We start from the raw sequence: 15,806 nt of genomic DNA on the forward strand, positions 1-15,806 counted from the left end.
CGGTGGCTTCAGGTTACCTTTGGGTTAGCTTTGGATTGCCTTGCCACGTGAAATGGCGAGGGTCCGCTGTGGGTAAGAAATCTTGGGCTGGCCATGTCCGCTGTGCACCATGTGTGGTCGCCCCAACGTTATCGGCATCAATGACGCCATGGGATCAACCGGGGGTCAGCAGCAGTGCGAGCCCTTCCTGGAGGAGGGACGGCACAGCCTTGGCGTCATCGAGGTAGGCAATCTCTAGGAGGCCATCGGACAGTGCGACGAGCAGCGATGCGGTAACCGAGGGCGTCGGATCGCCATCCGCGACGAGCAGCTGGCGGAGGACGCCCTGGTACCAAGTGCGCCGCGCGTCGATAGCGCGCCGCACCGGACTCTCGGGGTTCGGGTACTCGGCTGCCGCGTGAGAAACGGACAGCCCGAAAGTCCCCCGCGACAGCCGCCGTGCTGATGCGACCGACAATCGCGGCGATCATCTTGCGAGGCTCCTGTTTAGGGAACGCCGCAACCGCGTCGCGCCCGATCTGGTCCTGCTCTTCGATATAGGCAAGGACGAGGTCGTCCTTCGATGGGAAGTGGTTGTAGAACGTCGCCTTTGCGACGCCTGCTTCCGCGATGATGCGGTCGATGCCTGCCGCGCGGATCCCCTCCGCATAAAAGAGCCGCGTCGCAGTATCGAGGAGCCGCCGCCGGGGAGAAACCTCCTCTGGCACGGCTGGTAAAGTTTTCACTCTCATCGGTTGACATTAACAGACAGGTCTGTCTATAGCAACGACATAGACAGACAGACCTGTCTGTTCGTAAGGAGATGAGAAATGATCACCACCGAAGAAACCGCCGAGGTACTGCGCCGCTTTAACCAAGCATTCGCAGACAATGACCCTTCTGCCTTGGAGGACCTTGTTGCTCCAAACTGCGTAATGGAGTCGATCCAGCCTGCGCCAAACGGCACGCGTTACGAAGGGTACGAAGCGAACCTCAAGTTCTGGCAGGCCATGATGGCGGATCGCGTCAACTACTTCGAGCCCGAGGACGCCGTGGTGATGGGTGATCGCGCAATCACTCGATGGCGCTACCACTTTGGCGACGGAGAGTCGCTGCGCGGCGTCAGTCTGGTCCGTGTCGAGAAGGGCCGCATCGCCGAGGCACTCGCCTACGCGAAGGTGCCGGGTCGGCTAGCGCCTCTGCCCGAATGACCAATCACACCAAGGAGGAAGAGATGATCATCATTGCAGGCCACTCACGGGCGAAGACGACCGCCGAACGCGATTCCAATGTTGCCGCATTCGCGCAGATGGTGGAACGGGCGCGGGCGCAGGACGGCTGCATCGACTTCGCCATCAGCGTCGACCCGGTCGACGCCGAACGCAGCAACATCCTCGAGATCTGGCGCGACGAAAACTCATGGAAAGCCTGGCGGAAGATCGCAAAGGCACCGGGGGTGAAGCGGGGTATCGCCGAGGTGAGCGTCTACCGGAGCGAGAAGGCAGAGAAGCCATTTTGAGAGTTCCGTCGCCTCCATCGGGCAAGCCGTCATGGCCTGCCGCATATTGTGCGCAGGGGGTGGTCGTGGAACTGGTGACCGACCACCCTCTAGCCGAGCGAATCCGGGGTTTTCCAGATGGTGTCGGAACATCTGGAAAGGGCGCGATAAGTCCCATTGCCGAGAGGTCCGCTTCGGGAGCAATTGCGGACCTTCGGACAGCAGATATAATCAATCGATGGCGAGCGAAGCGGTAAACGAGGTCACTGAAGCGAACCGACGCGCATGGGATGCGCAGCGATTTGACGCGTGGCTAGCGGCCTTCGGGGGCACCGAAGCGGAGGCGGCGAGGATCGTCGCCGATCCGCAGCGCGTACTGCGCCGGATCTTGCCCTATCTCGGAGCGGTGGAAGGCAAGCGCATCTGCAATATCCAGGGCTCCCACGGTCGCGTGGCGGTTGCCCTTGCAAGACTCGGCGCCCAGGTGACGGTCATCGACTTCTCAGAGGAAAACCGTCGCTTCGCGCTAGCCCTGGCCGAGGCGGCGGACGTTGTACTCGACTACACCGTCTGCGATGTCATGGAGGGCGGCGGCGTGGGGCGAAACCACGATTTCGACCTGCTCGTGCTTGAGCTCGGCATCCTTCACTACCATCAAGACCTCGCTGGCTTTTTCTCGGTGATGCGTCTGCTCGCGGCGAACGGCTGCACTCTGATCTTGAACGAGTTTCATCCGGTCCAGCGCAAGGTATTCTGGGCGGACGGGCCAGGTGACTACTTCCACACCGATCTAGTCGAAGCGGACGTCCCGAACCCAGTGCCGGGCAGTCCATCTCTCGGAAAGTGCAGCTACCGGTTCTGGACCCTCGGTGAAGTTCTCACAGCGGTCATAGAGGCAGGTTTCGCGCCGCTGCGACTGGAAGAGCATCCGGATCCGTCGAACACGACGATCCCCGGGTTCTTCACTCTGGTTGCCCGCGCGTAGCTTTGGGCCACAACCGGCCATTCACGCCTGTCGGACGCGCGGGCCAATTGGGAACAAAGGGCTCGAGTCATATTTATGGGACGATGACCGTTCCGGTTGGCTTCAATACAGAGGTACCTTGCGCCGCTGCGAGCTTTCTCCCATGTATCGGCAATCACGAACCCAAATAGTGCTTTGCCCCAAATCAGCGATCTGCTCGACCGAACCTCGATTATGGCGCACGAGGAGCAGCCACGCCGGCTTGTTCCCGCCGTCGCCAACGCCATTGCTATCGTCAATTTCTTGAACGAGCATGCGCCGCACTCGGCCAGCCTCGCTGAGTTGTCGCAGTCGCTGGCGATCACCAAGTCGCATTGCCACGCTATCCTGAAGACACTGTGTAGTGCAGGCTGGCTGAAGTTCGACGAGCGTCATAAGACGTACCAGCTTTCTTCCGGCCTGATAGCCAGTGGCGGATCACTGCTAGGTTCGCCCCTCCTCGTACGCATTCGTGAGCGGTTGGCACGGCTGGTGGCCGAGACAGGCTTTTCGTGCCTTCTGTCGCAGCCGCAACCCGACCACACTTTCGTAGCCATCGAGAACTTCACTGCTACCCGATCGATGGAAGTGTCGCACCCGGTCGGATTTCACTTCCCCAAGGACGCTCCAGCGCAGAGCCGAGCGTACCTCGCCTGGCAGGATGAAGTGCAGATCAACGCCTGGCTCGCGAGTTGGGAGCCGCACCGCTACACCTCGGAATCGATCGTGGAACGCGAGCGATTGGCTCTCGAGATCCAGCAGACCCGCGAGCGCGGTTACTCGCGCAGCATAGGCGAGCACTACGAAGGCATGATGGCCTTCGGCTTGCCGATCTTCGATCGTGAGGGCGACGTGCTCTATCTTGTGTGCACGTTGGGTTTTCTACCCGACATCAAGCCGCACGAAGCGGGCATAACCGAGCAAATGCAGGCTGCGGTCGCCGATATTCACCGTGCCATCCTCGCCAAACCGCCGGCAAGCTTCCCCTCATGACGACCGTGCTCATGGTTTGAGCACTTCGACGTTCTGCCTATTTGGTCGACGAGTCGATTGACACGCGCGATCGCTTTGGCTCACATCATTCTCTGTGTAGTCCATCGTTCTGTTAGCAGAACACGCAGGAGTCGAACACCGATGTTGATCAAGAATACCGTCCGGCTCGCAATCCGGGCAGCCATGAGTGTAGCCCTAGCGAGCGGAACGCTACTGGCGCTGACGCCCGCCACCGTGGCCCAGAGCACCTTCCAGGCGCCGGCCGCCGAGCCAGGCACCGATATCCCTGAAGAGCGCGTCAATTTCGGCATGCGCCCTTTCGCCGATAACACCTTCTACGTGATCGCCATGAAGAAGGGCTGGTTCAAGGATGTCGGCATCACGATCGGGCCCGAAGAGCTGGGCATGAAGATCAACGACACCAACGGCACCGCTCTGCTGCTCAACGGCCAGGTCGATATCGCCAGCCAGTACTGCCCGCTGATGCTGCCGACCTACAAGACCACCGATAAGCTCAAGTGCATCGGCTTCACTGACACGTTCCTCGGCATGGCCATCATGGCCAATCCCAAGCTGGGGCTGAAGTCGTTCCGCGACTACATCAACGAGGGCAAATCCTTCGACGAAGCGATCAAGCTGGCGTTGGCGCCCATGGAGGGCAAGACCCTCGTTACCCCACCGCAGCTTTCCAACCGGCCGTTCACCGATGCCGCTGCCCAGTTCTCGGGCGCCAAGTGGAACACCCAGGTACTGGAGGACTCCAAGTCCCTGGTGCTGGCCAAGTCCGGCCAGATCGATTTCCTCAACCCCGAAGGCGCGCCGGTCGTCTACACGCTTGAGCAGGCCGGCTGGACCAAGATCCTCGGCATCGGCGATCTCTACGAGTTCGCGCCGGGCGGCGCCGCCTCGCCGGTTGCTCCGCTGGTCGCCATCGTCGGCATCGGCGCCAACTCCGACTACGTGAACGCTCACCCCAACACGGTGCTGCGCTTCATGTCGGTCGTCTGGCGCACCATCGATGCGGTGCAGAAGGACCCCTCGCTGTTCGAGCTGCAGGCACCCTATCTCAACAGCGTCGCCGGCACCGATCTCGATGCCGCGGGCCTCAAGGCGACCGTCGACTCGCTCCATCCCTTCGCGCCCTTTGAAGCCGGCAACACCTACTTCAAGGACGAGAGCTCCGTGCTCTACTACAAGAGCGCCTGGGGCTCGATCATCAAGGAATACGTGGCCAACGGCATCCTGACCAACGCTAACACCACGCCCGACGACATCGTGTGGGCCGCCGCGATCTGGACTACGATGGAAGACTACCGCGTGAAGTCCGACGACCTGATCAAGCAGGCGGAGGGCAAGACGCTCGCCGATGACAAGAAGGCGCTCCTTGACCAGGCCAAGACCTACTTCGCCATCTTCGACTTCCTCGACGCCTACCGCTTCGCCACCGCAGCGAATTCCTGAGCCCGACTTGATGTCCCAAGCCACCACAATCGAAGGAGGGCCGGCCGCCAGCCGACCTTCCACTATCCAGGGGACCGGCACGCTCACCGTCGTCACGCGCCAGCCGTGGAGGCTCGGCGTTGACCTCCTCGGGTTGCTCGGCGTTGCGCTGGCCATCGTCATCTGGTGGGCGCTGACCTTCGTCGTCTCGACTACCGCCCTGCCCCCACCGGGCGCCGTGCTCAACCGCATCGCCAACGATTTCCTGATCGCCGACCAGCTCTCCTATTACGGCCTGCCCGAAACCGGCCTCCTCGGCTCGATGCTCTACACGGCCACGAACGTGCTGATCGCCGTAGTCGTAGGCTCGCTGATCGGCACCGTGATCGGCCTCGTCACGGCCCGCGTGCCCATCGTCCGCGCCGTGCTCGATCCGATCCTCAACACCATCGGCACCATCCCGATCCTCGTGATGGCGCCGTTCTTCCTCATCTGGTTCGGCGCCGAAGGCTGGAGCGCGCTGTTGCTCGTCACCCTCTACGTCGTGATCATCCTCTACCTCTTCGCTCAGCGTGCCGCCGACAACCTCGACCCGGTCTACGAGGACTCCGCTCGCACCTTGGGCGCCTCGACCGGCGACATCCTGCGCGATGTGCTGATCCCCGGTACATTACCCCAGATCCTCGGCGGTATCCGCATTGCACTCGCGGGCGCCTGGGGCCTCGAGGCCATCGCCGAGCTCCTGGGTGCCCAGCAGGGCATCGGCAAGATCATCGAGCTGCTCTCGGGCAGCCTCGACATGGAAGGCATCTTCGCCGCTCTCATCACGCTCGGCATTGTCGCCGTCCTCGCCGATTTCCTCGCCGGCCGCGCTGTGGGCTTCGCCACGCGCTGGCATGCCTCCTCATCCACTGCCCGGAGCTGACCATGTCGACCTCCCCAACCGCCGGCGACATCGCGCTTTCGAGTGTCTCGCGCCGCTTCGTGCGCGGCGACGGCCAAGCCGTCACCGCTGTCGACAGTGTCTCGGCCACCATCGCCGAGGGTGAGTTCGTCTGCCTCGTCGGCCCCTCCGGCTGTGGCAAGAGCACGCTGCTGCAGATGATCTCGGGCCTCCTGCCCACCAGCAGCGGCACCATTTCGGTCGGCACCACTCCTGTGCATGGCCCGAGCCCCGAGCGCGGCGTGGTGTTCCAGAAGGACAGCGTCTTTCCCTGGTTCCGCGTCATCGACAATGTCGAGTACGGCTTGAAGCGCCGCAACGTCCCCGCCGCCGAGCGCCACCGCATGGCCGAGCACTACCTGAAGCTTGTTGGCCTCTCGCACGTCGCCCGCGCCTGGCCCAAGGAGCTGTCGGGCGGCATGCTCAAGCGCGTCGCCATCGCCACAGTCTTTGCCAACGGCGCCGAGGTGTTGCTGCTCGACGAACCCTTCGCCGCACTCGATTACGTCACCAAGCGTCAGCTGCACGACGTGCTGCTCGAGCTCTGGTCCGAAGCCTCGGGCAAGCACCGCCGCACGGTGGTGTTCGTCACCCACGACGTCGACGAGGCCCTGCTGCTCGCCGACCGCATCATCGTAGTAAAGGCCGGCCGGCTGGTGGACGATCTTCGCATCGGCGCTAATCGCCCGCGCAATACCGACTCCCTCGCCACCCCCGACATGCTCGCCGCCAAGCACACGCTGCTGGCGCATCTCGGCCTCGAGCACGGGCGCCGCAGCGAGGCCGCCGAATGACTGCCTCCGCGCAGCGCTGGACCTCGCTCGGCGTGCTCCTAGCGATGATCGTTCTCTGGGAAATTCTCTCCCGCATCTACACCGTCGAGATCTTCGATGGTGTGCCGATGGTTCCGGGGTGGGAGGTGCTATTCACCCGCACGTTCCTGTCGCTCGCTGACTACTGGGGCGGCGGCCTCGGCGTCCCCTCTGTTCTCGAGGGCGCGGAGCGCTCCTACCCCGCCGCGTTCCTCGCGGTCGTCAGCCATTCCTGGGACACGCTCGTACGCCTCTATGTCGGCCTCTTCGCCGGCGCCATCATCGGCACCCTGCTCGGCCTCGTCATCTCGGCCTCCGCCTGGACCCGCCGGTTGATCGATCTGCCGGTGCAACTGCTCCGCACCCTGCCGCTGCTCGCCATGGTGCCGCTGTTCCAGCTGTGGTTCGGAACCTATTTCGTCGGCAAGGTGACCTTCGTCGCCTATGGCGTCGGCGTGCTGTTCGTCGCCGGCACCATCAACGCGGTCAAGAACATCCCGCCCATCTACATCGACAATGCCCGCACCCTCGGCGCGGGTACCCTCGATCTCTACCGCACCGTCATCATCCCCGCGATCTTCCCTGAACTTCGCGCCACGATCCTGCTCAGCCTCGGCACGGCCTGGGCGACGGTGATCGGCGCCGAGTACCTCGGGGCGCAGTCGGGGTTGGGCTACATCCTCGTCTACTCCCAGCAGTTTGGCTACGTCGACCGCATGTTCTTCGTGGCGCTGCTGTTCATCTTCTACGCCTCGATCAGCTACGCCCTGTTCAACCGCCTGTCGCAGCAGTTGCTGCAGTGGGCTCCGCGCTCGGCCGGCCGTCCCACCACCCTCGCCTGAGCCAAGACCCCATGCCCAGAGAACACCTGATCGTAGCGCTGGGCGAGACCCGCTACCGCGTCGAACGCCCGTTCTACGCCCATACGGGCTCTGGCGGTGTCTCCGACGTCGTCGTCGACAGCGCCGGCAATGTGCACGTACTGGTCCGCCACGACTCGCTGACCTCGCAGGCCGAGCCCGCCGTCATCACCGTCAGCCCCCAGGGCGAAGTGATGTCGTGGTGGGGCGGCGACGAAATCGTTGACGCCCATATGCTGACGCCTGCCGCCGATGGGCGGCTGTTCGTCGTCGATCGCGATGCGCACGAGGTGATCCAGTTCCGCGATGGTATCCGGGTTGGCGGCATTGGCCGCCGCCATCGCCCACTCTCGCCCTTCAACCACCCCACGGCGGTGGCCTTCGCTCCCGATGGCACAATCTATGTCTCGGATGGCTACGCCAACCACAAGATCCATCGCTTCACTCCGGAGGGGATGCTGCTCGGCTCCTGGGGCGAACTCGGTGACGGCCCCGGCCAGTTCATGAACCCGCATGCCGTCTGGGTCGAGCCCGACGGGCGCGTCGTGGTCGTCGATCGTGAGAACGACCGCCTGCAGGTCTTCGGGCCGGAAGGTCAGTTCCTGGACATCTGGACCGGGTTCGTGAAGCCGCTCGATATCTGGGGTGACGCCAAAGGCCGCCTGTTCGTCGCCGATTTCGTACCCTCACTCACCCTGCTCTCGCCGACTGGCGAACGCCTCGGACATTGCCGGCCGGTGCTGAACGCCGCGCACGGCATCTACGGCGACGCCCACGGCAATATCTACCTCGCTGAGCCCTCCCCCAGCCGCGTCACTCGATTGGTGCCGCTTCCCTCCGAACCTGACAGCATAAGAGACTGACCATGGACGAACTCGACCTTCTGATCACCGGTGGCCAGGTGGTGACCGGCGGCGACGTGGTCTTCGCCGATATCGGGATCAAGGACGGCAAGATCGCCGTGATCGGCCACAACCTCGGCCTCTCGGCCGGGGAGACGGTCGACGCCACCGGCCGCATCGTCACCCCGGGCGGCGTCGACACCCACGCCCATATCGACCAGCCGTCGCCCTCGGCCGAGATGTGCGACAATTTCGAGACCGCCAGCGCTTCGGCGGCCGCCGGCGGCACCACCACGGTGGTGAGCTTTGCCTGGCAGGAAGTCGGCGACTCCCTCGCCGAAGTCACCCGTGGCTACTACGAGAAGGCGCGGACTTCGCGCGTCGACTACGCCTTCCACCTCACCCTCACCGACCCGACTGACAAGGTGCTGGAGGAGGAACTGCCGGAGCTGATCGCGCAGGGCAACCGCTCGATCAAGATCTTCATGACCTACAAGGGCGTCGGGCTCGACGACGGCCAGATCCTGCGTGTGCTGGACGCCGCCCGCCGCAACCAGGCGCTTATCTGCGTCCATGCCGAGCACCACGCGCTGATCGAGTACCTGACCGAAAAGCTGCTGAAGGCCGGCCTCACCACGCCGAAATACTTCCCCTGGTCCAAGCCCATCATCGCCGAGCGCGAGGCGGTGCAGCGCATCATCGCGCTATCCGAGGCGCTCGACGTGCCCATCGAGATCTTCCACGTCTCGGGTGCCGAGCCGGCGGCGGAAATCGAGCGGGCGCAAAAACGTGGTCTCAAGGTCTGGGCCGAGACCTGCCCGCACTACCTCACCCTCACCGCCGCCGACCTCGACAAGCCGGGCTTCGAAGGCGCCAAGTTCATCTTTGGACCTCCCGCCCGCACCCGTGCGGACCAGGAAGCGCTGTGGGACTACATCCGCCGCGGCGTCATCAGCGTCATCTCGTCGGATCACTCGCCCTCGAAATACGACGACCCGATGGGCAAGAAGTTCGCCGGCGAGAACGCCCCGTTCAGCAGGGTGCCGAACGGCGTCCCCGGCCTCGCCGCCCGCCTGCCGGTGATGTTCTCCGAAGGCGTCTCGGCCGGGCGCATCGGGCTGGCGAAGTTCGTCGACCTCGTCAGCACCGCACCGGCCAAGCTCTTCGGCCTCTACCCGCAGAAAGGCACCATCGCGGTCGGCAGCGACGCCGACCTCGTGATCTGGGACCCCGACCGCAAGGTGACCCTCACCAACGCGCTGATGCACCACGCCGGCGACTACACCCCCTACGAGGGGAAGGAAGTCACCGGCTACCCGATCGCCACGTATCTGCGTGGTCGCGCCATCTACAGGGACGGCTCGCTGATCGGCCCCAGCTCGGGCGGGCAGCACCTCGCCCGTAAGCCCTATGCGATGATAGAACCGACCGGCAATTTCACCACGCCATTCAATCCGATCACCGGAGAGGTAAACCCAGCCTATTGATCTTGAAGGCACCGAGCGTGGGAGACGGGCGTCACACTGCCGGTGACTACAGCGGTGTGACTGACAGGGTCGTCTCCGCCTTGGCTCAAACCTCAATTTTGATGGGTATCGCTGGCCGGGGGGTATGGCGGTAGCGGACCTCCGCTACCAAATCCTCAATCACCTTCTTGTGCATGCGGCCCTCGGTCTGAGTCGCTCCTCGGCGATCTCGCTGATCGATCAGCTGTCGAAAGTGCCGCATCGCCGCCCGCCTCCCTGCTGGGCGAGGGGTGCCGTAGCTGGCGTCTTTTTGGCCGCCGGTCCAACGCCTTAGCCGAAAGGCCAGTATGGCGGTGGGTTGCGCTGCCACCGGTCACCGCTAGTCTGTTCCGACGAGCAAACGGAGGAGCATGACGAATGAGGACGTATATCCTTGTGGCCGGTCTTGGCCTTGCGATTGGTGCGGCGGGAGTCGGCTTTGCGCAGCAGGCGCCCGCCCCCGGCCCCTATGCGGTAGGCAATGCGCTGGGGCTCCCGATCACACCGGCTGCGGACGATCCGACGGCATTCAACGCCATCTCTGACAACGTTAAGGTGTTCGGCGCCATCTACTCGACCGAGAGCTGCGCCTACGACCCCGAGCGCGACCTGATTGTTGCTCCCGCCCGTGGCGTGGGCCAGGCCTTCCGGGCCAACGATGCGTTCGTCGCCCTGATCAACCACGATGGTTCGGTCAACACGGCACGCTGGATCGGCGTGCAGAATCCCGGAGCGCAACGCGACAGCATGACGCCGCCGCTGGTGCTCAACGAGCCGTTCGGCTCGCTCATCCACGACGGCGTGCTCTACCTCGCCGATCGCGACGGCGGCACCCCGGACGCGAGTAATCCGGGCGAGAACCTCCCCTCTGTGGCGGTGATCCGCAAGTTCAACATGAAGGACGGCACGCCTGCCGGCGAAATCCGCGTCGAAGGTTCGGGCGGCTTCAACGACCTCGGCATCGCTGCCGACGGCACCATCTACGCCTCCAACACCGGCAGCGGCGGCCAGAACCCGCAGCCGGACACGTGGCAGATCTGGAAGATCGCGCCCGATGGCACCGCCGAGGTGTTCAAGCAGGGCGAGCCGATGTTCCAGCCCAATGGTGTCGAGGTCGACAAGGACGGCAACATCGTCGTCGTCAACATCGGGTCGCCCGACGTGCTGACCTTCTCGCCGGCAGGCGAGTTGTTGAACACCGAACAGGCCGCCCAATCCGGCAATGACGGGTTGGTGATCATGGAAGACGGCACGAAATACGTGTCGTCGGTGCAGATGGGCGGGGTTTCCAAGATGGTGCCGGGCCAGCCGGCCGAGCTGATCGCCGAGAATATCCCCAGCGCTGCTTCCATGTGCTACGACGCCGGCGCCAATCAGCTGGTGATCCCGATGAACGCCAACAACGCGCTGGCCTTCGTGCCGCTCGACTGACCATACGGCCGGCGCCCGTGCGCCGGCCCAACCGCTTGCCCGGCCCCGGACCGCGTGGTCTAGTCCGGCCACTGGCGACGACCGTGGATTTTTGCCTGTGACCGATAGCCCGCCGGCCCTGGAATTCTCAGGCGTCGAGAAATCTTACGACCGGACCTTGGCGCTCCGGGGGTTGAGTTTTGCCGTGCAGCCCGGTGAGTTCGTGGGCCTTCTCGGCCCCAACGGCTCGGGTAAATCGACGCTGTTTCGCATCGCGGCCGGGCTGTTCGGGCCCGACAAGGGCAGCGTCGCCCTGTTCGGCCGCAGCTATCGCGACGATCCCTCGCAGATCCTGCGCCGGCTCGGGGTGGTGTTCCAGGCGCGGTCGGTCGACATGGACATGACCGTCACCGCCAACCTCAAGTTTCACGGCGCGCTGTTCGGCCTCTCCGGACAGCAGTTGAGGCAGCGTATCGCCGAGGTGACCGAATTGCTGGAAATCACCGACATTGCCGGCACGATGGTGCGCAACCTGTCCGGCGGGCAGCAGCGCCGGGTCGAGATCGCCCGGGCCCTGCTCAACCAGCCCGAACTGCTGCTGATGGACGAGCCGACCGTCGGGCTCGACATGCAGACGCGCCGGGTGCTGCGCGACCACGTCCAGAGCCTGCAGCGGCGGATGAACGTCGCGGTGCTGTGGGCAACGCACCTCGTCGACGAAGCCGAGGTGGCCGATCGGATCGTCCTGATCGCGGGCGGACGGGTGGCGGCCACCGGGACACCCGCAGAGCTGTGCGCCGAGGCCGGCGCGCCGAGCCTGTCCGAGGCCTACCTGACACTCGGCGGCGCGGTGGCCACCGACTAGGGCACTTCACGAGCGGACTGCGACGGAGCATCCTGCCCCATAATGTCGTTCCCGCGAAGGCGAGAACCCAGCCGGGCCAACGAGCGTGCGGCCGCCGGATCCCCGCCTGGGCAGGATGACGCAGGAATTTGGGACCGCTTCAAACGTGAAGCGATCTAGTCGGGACGCCGCTTGCGGATCGCCCCGACCAGCGGATCGTAGCCCCGCCCCGCCAGTGCGAAGGCCAGCGCCGCGCAGCTAACCACCACGGCGAAATGGACGAGGTCGAACTTGCCATAGGCAGCGAAGCGGATGAGCTCGACCGCATGGGTGAACGGGTTGGCGAGCGAGATGTAGTAGATCGGCTCTGCGCCGGCCTCGCGCAGCTTCCACAGCGGGTAGAGCGCTGAGGACAGGAAGAACATCGGGAACACCACGAAGTTCATCATCCCGGCAAAGTTCTCGAGCTGGCGCGTGTAGACCGAGACTAGCAGGCCGATCGAGCCGAGCAGCAACCCCGCCAGGATGATCGCCGGGATCACGGCCAGGTAGCCGAGCGCCGGAAAACCGAACCCGAACAGGCGAGCCAGCGCGAGGAAGGCAAAGACCTGCAGCAGCGACAATACCGTGGCGCCGACAATCTTGCCCAGCAACAGGAAAGTGCGCGGCAGCGGCGACACCAGCATCACCTGCATCACCCCCGCTTCGCGATCATAGACCATCGACAGCGCCGACTGCATGCACTGGAACAACACCACGATGCCGATCAGGCCGGGCAGGATGTATTCCTGGTACGGGATATAGGTCCGGTACGGCGGAATGATCGACACGCCGAGCAGGTCGTGCAGCCCGGTGGCGAACACCAGCAACCACAGTGCCGGCCGCACCAGCGCCGACAGCAACCGCTCGGTCTGGCGCAGGAATTTCGCGATCTCGCGCCAGCTGATCGCATAGAGCCCCAGCCAGAGATCGCGGACGGCTACTGACACTGGTGCTCCGGTTCGTCCGTACCGAGCGTGTCGAGCGTGTTCGTCTGGTGCAAAAAGCCATCCAGCGGCGGCAGCGAGATCACCGCGTTATGGGTCGCGAGCATCAGCGGCATCCGCATCTGGCCGTCCCACGGACGGAAGTTCATCGTCACGCCCTTCGAGCCATCGATGCGCAGCCGCCCGCCGCGCAGGTATTCATCGATGCCAGCATAATCGGTGGCCCGCGACTTGGCGTAGGCGGTGGTGATCGCCTTCACCGCCATCCAGGTCGACCAGTCCTGGCCCGCCATGCGCCGGCCGCCGGCAAGGTCTTCGAAGCGCGAGTTGACCTGGGGCGCTCCATAGCGCTCGAGCGACCAATGCCACTCGGTGGAGACGAGACCGGTGGAACCCACGACCGGACGCGGCAACTGGGTGGCATAGGGCAGGAAGCGCCCAAACTCACCACGGCTGTCGGCCAGGTAGATGACGTCATACTCCGTACCGCCGGTCAGCAGCAGCGTGTTGTTGAGCTCACGGTTCTCGGGTGACGAGGACAGCGAGAACGGCCGCTCCTCGACAATGTTCAGGCGGTAGCGCTCGGCTGCTTGGCGGAAGCTCTGCGCGATCTGCGCGTCACGGGGCTCCTCGCCAACCAGCAGCAGCACGCGGTTCCAGTCATGCGTGCGCAGGAACTGCACCATGGAATCCGAGTTCATCCGATCCGACGCAGCCGTATGCAGCAGGTTGGGGTAGCACTTGGTCCTGAGCTCGTCCTCGGGTGCCGTGGCGTTGACGAGGGTGACGGACAACTCGCGGGTGGCGGCCGCCAGCTGGTCGACCGTCTCGCCGGGAAGATCGAGTACGACATAATGGACGCCGGCTGCCGCCAGTTCCTCCACCCTGGCCTTCAGGCCATCGAGATCGGCCGCACTGCCGGGCTGCAGCTTGAAGGCATTGCCGGTTGCGGCTGCGATCATCTCGGAATCGATGATGCCCAGCTCGGCGCCCTTTACCGCATCGCCGGTGGACCGGAGCTCGATCCGCGCATAGACAAATTCCTCGTCGTATCGCGGGTCGTTGTCGAGCGACAGAAAGCCGATGCCGATATCGGCGGCAGTGGCCACAGACGCAAAAAGGCAGAACGCCAGGAGCGTCAGGAGCCTAGTCATCGATCAACACGGTGTGCGGCACGCGCCCGACCGGAATGGACTGGGTCGCCTTCATCGTCGCCATATCGATGATGGTGATGTCGTCGGACAGCCCGTTGGCGACGATGGCGATCGAATCGTCGTGGTTGAGCGCCACCGACCAGGCGCGGCTGCCCACCAGCACGTATTCCAGCACTTCCTTGCTGGCCACGTCGACGATTGCGATGTGATTGGCGCGTCCCAAGCTGACGAGAGCCTTGCTGCCATCCTTGGTGATGTCCATGCCCACCGGGGTCACGTCTTCGATACGGAAGCCGGGCGGCAGGTATTCGAGCACGTCCTTCACTTCGTTGGTGGCGCGGTCGATGACATAGATCTCGCTCGACAACTCCGCCGAGACCCATAGCTCGGTATCATCCGGAGTCATGATGAAGCGGCGTGGCCGGGTTCCAACGAGGATATTCTTGGTGACCGCGTTGGTCGCCACGTCGACCACATGGATCATGTCGGCCACTTCGGACGTGACGTAGACGGTGGAGCCGTCCTTGGTCGCGATAACGCCCTCCGGCTCGGCGCCGGTCGGAATATCTGCCACCGAGACGCGCGTCTCCGCATCGATCACCTCGAGCCGCGAGTCCTCCTCGTTCGAGACGTAGATTCGGCTTTCGTCCGGCGAGAACGCGAACACCTCCGGGCTCGGCCCGGTCTTGATGCTGTCGACGATCTCGAGCGTCGCGACATCGATGATGTCGAGCGCGTCGTCGTCGCCGCAGGCCACGTAGAGCAGCGTGCGGTCGGCGTTGAAGTGCATGTCGCGAGGCCGGCGCGACGTCTCGATCCGCTTGATGATCTCGTATTGCGGGTTGAGCACGACCACCTCGTGGCTGCGCTCGTTAGAGACGAAAATCAGGTTGGTCCCCGCCGCCTCGGCAGGACCAATGAGGCCAAGGGCGATGGCGGCGCCGGCGAGCACGGATCGGATGCTCATGGCCTACTTAACCACGAACTTGCCGACCATGCCGCGGCTCTCGTAGCCGTCGGCGGAGAAATCGTACTCGCCCGGCCGGATCGGGACGAACCAGATGTCAATGGTGCCCTCGTCGTCGAACTCGACGCTGTATAGCCCGTAGGGCGTGATCTCGAGGTCGTTGATGATAACCTGGTTGATCCAGGAATTACGGAACAGCTCCGGCGCGATCACCGCCAGTTCCTCGCCGCCGTCATGCACGATGCGCCAGCGGTAATACTTGCCGGTCTCCAGCTCGTAGCTCGACTGGGAGAAGCTCAAGTCTGCTGAATTTATCTCGAGATCAGGCAACCGCGTGGCGTTTGCGGCAAGGTTACCCTCTGCCTGCGCGATGCTGGAAAATGCAATGAACGCCATCACGCCAGAAACGGCGCGGCGCAAGAAGCGACGCAACATGACCATACTTGTGAAACCTTCCTCCCCTGGAAATATCGTCCCGCTCGGCGCGCCAGCCGTTCTGATGCGGCCGAACACCGATCATGCGGATGCCATCCGAGCCCGGCAACCCGCCGAAGGTATTAGTACCATGGT

General features: G+C 64.0%; 17 protein-coding genes and 1 pseudogene. 12 read left to right on the plus strand and 6 right to left on the minus strand.

Annotated elements, in window-relative coordinates; translation table 11 throughout:
* Positions 1 to 154: 154 nt before the first annotated feature.
* Positions 155 to 364: a hypothetical protein gene (locus tag AC3A6I_RS14050; protein ID WP_487545055.1), complete on the minus strand. Its 210-nt coding sequence runs from the start codon at positions 362 to 364 to the stop codon at positions 155 to 157.
* Positions 365 to 599: 235 nt separating this feature from the next.
* Positions 600 to 731, minus strand: a pseudogene (locus tag AC3A6I_RS14055) (TetR family transcriptional regulator); the annotation flags it as partial.
* 78 nt (positions 732 to 809) lie between these two features.
* Here AC3A6I_RS14055 and AC3A6I_RS14060 point away from each other — a divergent pair.
* The 12 genes from AC3A6I_RS14060 (at position 810) to AC3A6I_RS14115 (ending at position 12,150) form a co-directional block, all read left to right on the plus strand.
* On the plus strand, positions 810 to 1,190 hold the full coding sequence (locus AC3A6I_RS14060) for a nuclear transport factor 2 family protein (protein ID WP_487544338.1): 381 nt from the start codon (positions 810 to 812) through the stop codon (positions 1,188 to 1,190).
* 23 nt (positions 1,191 to 1,213) lie between these two features.
* Positions 1,214 to 1,498, plus strand: a complete 285-nt coding sequence (locus AC3A6I_RS14065) for a putative quinol monooxygenase (protein WP_487544339.1) — start codon at positions 1,214 to 1,216, stop codon at positions 1,496 to 1,498.
* A gap of 217 nt (positions 1,499 to 1,715) precedes the next feature.
* Positions 1,716 to 2,462 carry a class I SAM-dependent methyltransferase gene (locus tag AC3A6I_RS14070; RefSeq protein WP_487544340.1) on the plus strand — a complete coding sequence of 249 codons (747 nt, stop codon included), beginning with the start codon at positions 1,716 to 1,718 and terminating at the stop codon, positions 2,460 to 2,462.
* A gap of 174 nt (positions 2,463 to 2,636) precedes the next feature.
* Positions 2,637 to 3,473 carry an IclR family transcriptional regulator gene (locus AC3A6I_RS14075; protein WP_487544341.1) on the plus strand — a complete coding sequence of 279 codons (837 nt, stop codon included), beginning with the start codon at positions 2,637 to 2,639 and terminating at the stop codon, positions 3,471 to 3,473.
* Positions 3,474 to 3,614: 141 nt separating this feature from the next.
* Positions 3,615 to 4,934: an ABC transporter substrate-binding protein gene (locus tag AC3A6I_RS14080; protein ID WP_487544342.1), complete on the plus strand. Its 1,320-nt coding sequence runs from the start codon at positions 3,615 to 3,617 to the stop codon at positions 4,932 to 4,934.
* A 10-nt stretch (positions 4,935 to 4,944) separates the two neighbouring features.
* On the plus strand, positions 4,945 to 5,838 hold the full coding sequence (locus AC3A6I_RS14085) for an ABC transporter permease (protein WP_487544343.1): 894 nt from the start codon (positions 4,945 to 4,947) through the stop codon (positions 5,836 to 5,838).
* A gap of 2 nt (positions 5,839 to 5,840) precedes the next feature.
* Positions 5,841 to 6,650 carry an ABC transporter ATP-binding protein gene (locus AC3A6I_RS14090; protein ID WP_487544344.1) on the plus strand — a complete coding sequence of 270 codons (810 nt, stop codon included), beginning with the start codon at positions 5,841 to 5,843 and terminating at the stop codon, positions 6,648 to 6,650.
* Positions 6,647 to 7,510, plus strand: a complete 864-nt coding sequence (locus AC3A6I_RS14095; protein WP_487544345.1) for an ABC transporter permease — start codon at positions 6,647 to 6,649, stop codon at positions 7,508 to 7,510. The genes AC3A6I_RS14090 and AC3A6I_RS14095 overlap by 4 nt, the downstream gene beginning before the upstream one ends.
* Positions 7,511 to 7,521: 11 nt before the next feature.
* Positions 7,522 to 8,391 carry an NHL repeat-containing protein gene (locus AC3A6I_RS14100; RefSeq protein ID WP_487544346.1) on the plus strand — a complete coding sequence of 290 codons (870 nt, stop codon included), beginning with the start codon at positions 7,522 to 7,524 and terminating at the stop codon, positions 8,389 to 8,391.
* Between the two features lie 2 nt (positions 8,392 to 8,393).
* Positions 8,394 to 9,857, plus strand: a complete 1,464-nt coding sequence (hydA, locus tag AC3A6I_RS14105) for a dihydropyrimidinase (RefSeq protein ID WP_487544347.1) — start codon at positions 8,394 to 8,396, stop codon at positions 9,855 to 9,857.
* 396 nt (positions 9,858 to 10,253) lie between these two features.
* Positions 10,254 to 11,306, plus strand: a complete 1,053-nt coding sequence (locus AC3A6I_RS14110; RefSeq protein WP_487544348.1) for an SMP-30/gluconolactonase/LRE family protein — start codon at positions 10,254 to 10,256, stop codon at positions 11,304 to 11,306.
* Positions 11,307 to 11,403: 97 nt separating this feature from the next.
* Positions 11,404 to 12,150: an ABC transporter ATP-binding protein gene (locus AC3A6I_RS14115; RefSeq protein ID WP_487544349.1), complete on the plus strand. Its 747-nt coding sequence runs from the start codon at positions 11,404 to 11,406 to the stop codon at positions 12,148 to 12,150.
* Between the two features lie 155 nt (positions 12,151 to 12,305).
* Here the strand turns inward: AC3A6I_RS14115 and AC3A6I_RS14120 are convergent, their stop codons facing one another.
* The 4 genes from AC3A6I_RS14120 to AC3A6I_RS14135 are packed head-to-tail and all read right to left on the minus strand — an operon-like array spanning position 12,306 to position 15,671.
* Entirely contained in the window at positions 12,306 to 13,118 is an 813-nt protein-coding gene (locus AC3A6I_RS14120) for an ABC transporter permease (RefSeq protein WP_487544350.1), read from the minus strand.
* Positions 13,109 to 14,269, minus strand: a complete 1,161-nt coding sequence (locus tag AC3A6I_RS14125) for a type 1 periplasmic-binding domain-containing protein (protein WP_487544351.1) — start codon at positions 14,267 to 14,269, stop codon at positions 13,109 to 13,111. The genes AC3A6I_RS14120 and AC3A6I_RS14125 overlap by 10 nt, the downstream gene beginning before the upstream one ends.
* A complete protein-coding gene (locus tag AC3A6I_RS14130; RefSeq protein ID WP_487544352.1) occupies positions 14,262 to 15,236 on the minus strand; it encodes a PQQ-dependent catabolism-associated beta-propeller protein in 975 nt (324 codons plus the stop codon). Before AC3A6I_RS14130 ends, AC3A6I_RS14125 begins: the two co-directional genes overlap by 8 nt.
* A gap of 3 nt (positions 15,237 to 15,239) precedes the next feature.
* On the minus strand, positions 15,240 to 15,671 hold the full coding sequence (locus AC3A6I_RS14135; RefSeq protein ID WP_487544353.1) for a cupredoxin domain-containing protein: 432 nt from the start codon (positions 15,669 to 15,671) through the stop codon (positions 15,240 to 15,242).
* Between the last annotated feature and the right edge of the window lie 135 nt (positions 15,672 to 15,806).

The organism is Devosia sp. Soil_C_22, assembly GCF_057657195.1.

What these genes read in the sequence shown, in the direction of transcription:
- AC3A6I_RS14060 (WP_487544338.1), top strand. Translation starts at nt 810, where the DNA reads ATGATCACCACCGAAGAAACCGCCGAGGTACTGCGCCGCTTTAACCAA.
- AC3A6I_RS14065 (WP_487544339.1), top strand. Translation starts at nt 1,214, where the DNA reads ATGATCATCATTGCAGGCCACTCACGGGCGAAGACGACCGCCGAACGC.
- AC3A6I_RS14070 (WP_487544340.1), top strand. Translation starts at nt 1,716, where the DNA reads ATGGCGAGCGAAGCGGTAAACGAGGTCACTGAAGCGAACCGACGCGCA.
- AC3A6I_RS14080 (WP_487544342.1), top strand. Translation starts at nt 3,615, where the DNA reads ATGTTGATCAAGAATACCGTCCGGCTCGCAATCCGGGCAGCCATGAGT.
- AC3A6I_RS14085 (WP_487544343.1), top strand. Translation starts at nt 4,945, where the DNA reads ATGTCCCAAGCCACCACAATCGAAGGAGGGCCGGCCGCCAGCCGACCT.
- AC3A6I_RS14090 (WP_487544344.1), top strand. Translation starts at nt 5,841, where the DNA reads ATGTCGACCTCCCCAACCGCCGGCGACATCGCGCTTTCGAGTGTCTCG.
- AC3A6I_RS14095 (WP_487544345.1), top strand. Translation starts at nt 6,647, where the DNA reads ATGACTGCCTCCGCGCAGCGCTGGACCTCGCTCGGCGTGCTCCTAGCG.
- AC3A6I_RS14100 (WP_487544346.1), top strand. Translation starts at nt 7,522, where the DNA reads ATGCCCAGAGAACACCTGATCGTAGCGCTGGGCGAGACCCGCTACCGC.
- hydA (WP_487544347.1), top strand. Translation starts at nt 8,394, where the DNA reads ATGGACGAACTCGACCTTCTGATCACCGGTGGCCAGGTGGTGACCGGC.
- AC3A6I_RS14110 (WP_487544348.1), top strand. Translation starts at nt 10,254, where the DNA reads ATGAGGACGTATATCCTTGTGGCCGGTCTTGGCCTTGCGATTGGTGCG.
- AC3A6I_RS14125 (WP_487544351.1), bottom strand. Translation starts at nt 14,269, where the DNA reads ATGACTAGGCTCCTGACGCTCCTGGCGTTCTGCCTTTTTGCGTCTGTG.
- AC3A6I_RS14130 (WP_487544352.1), bottom strand. Translation starts at nt 15,236, where the DNA reads ATGAGCATCCGATCCGTGCTCGCCGGCGCCGCCATCGCCCTTGGCCTC.
- AC3A6I_RS14135 (WP_487544353.1), bottom strand. Translation starts at nt 15,671, where the DNA reads ATGTTGCGTCGCTTCTTGCGCCGCGCCGTTTCTGGCGTGATGGCGTTC.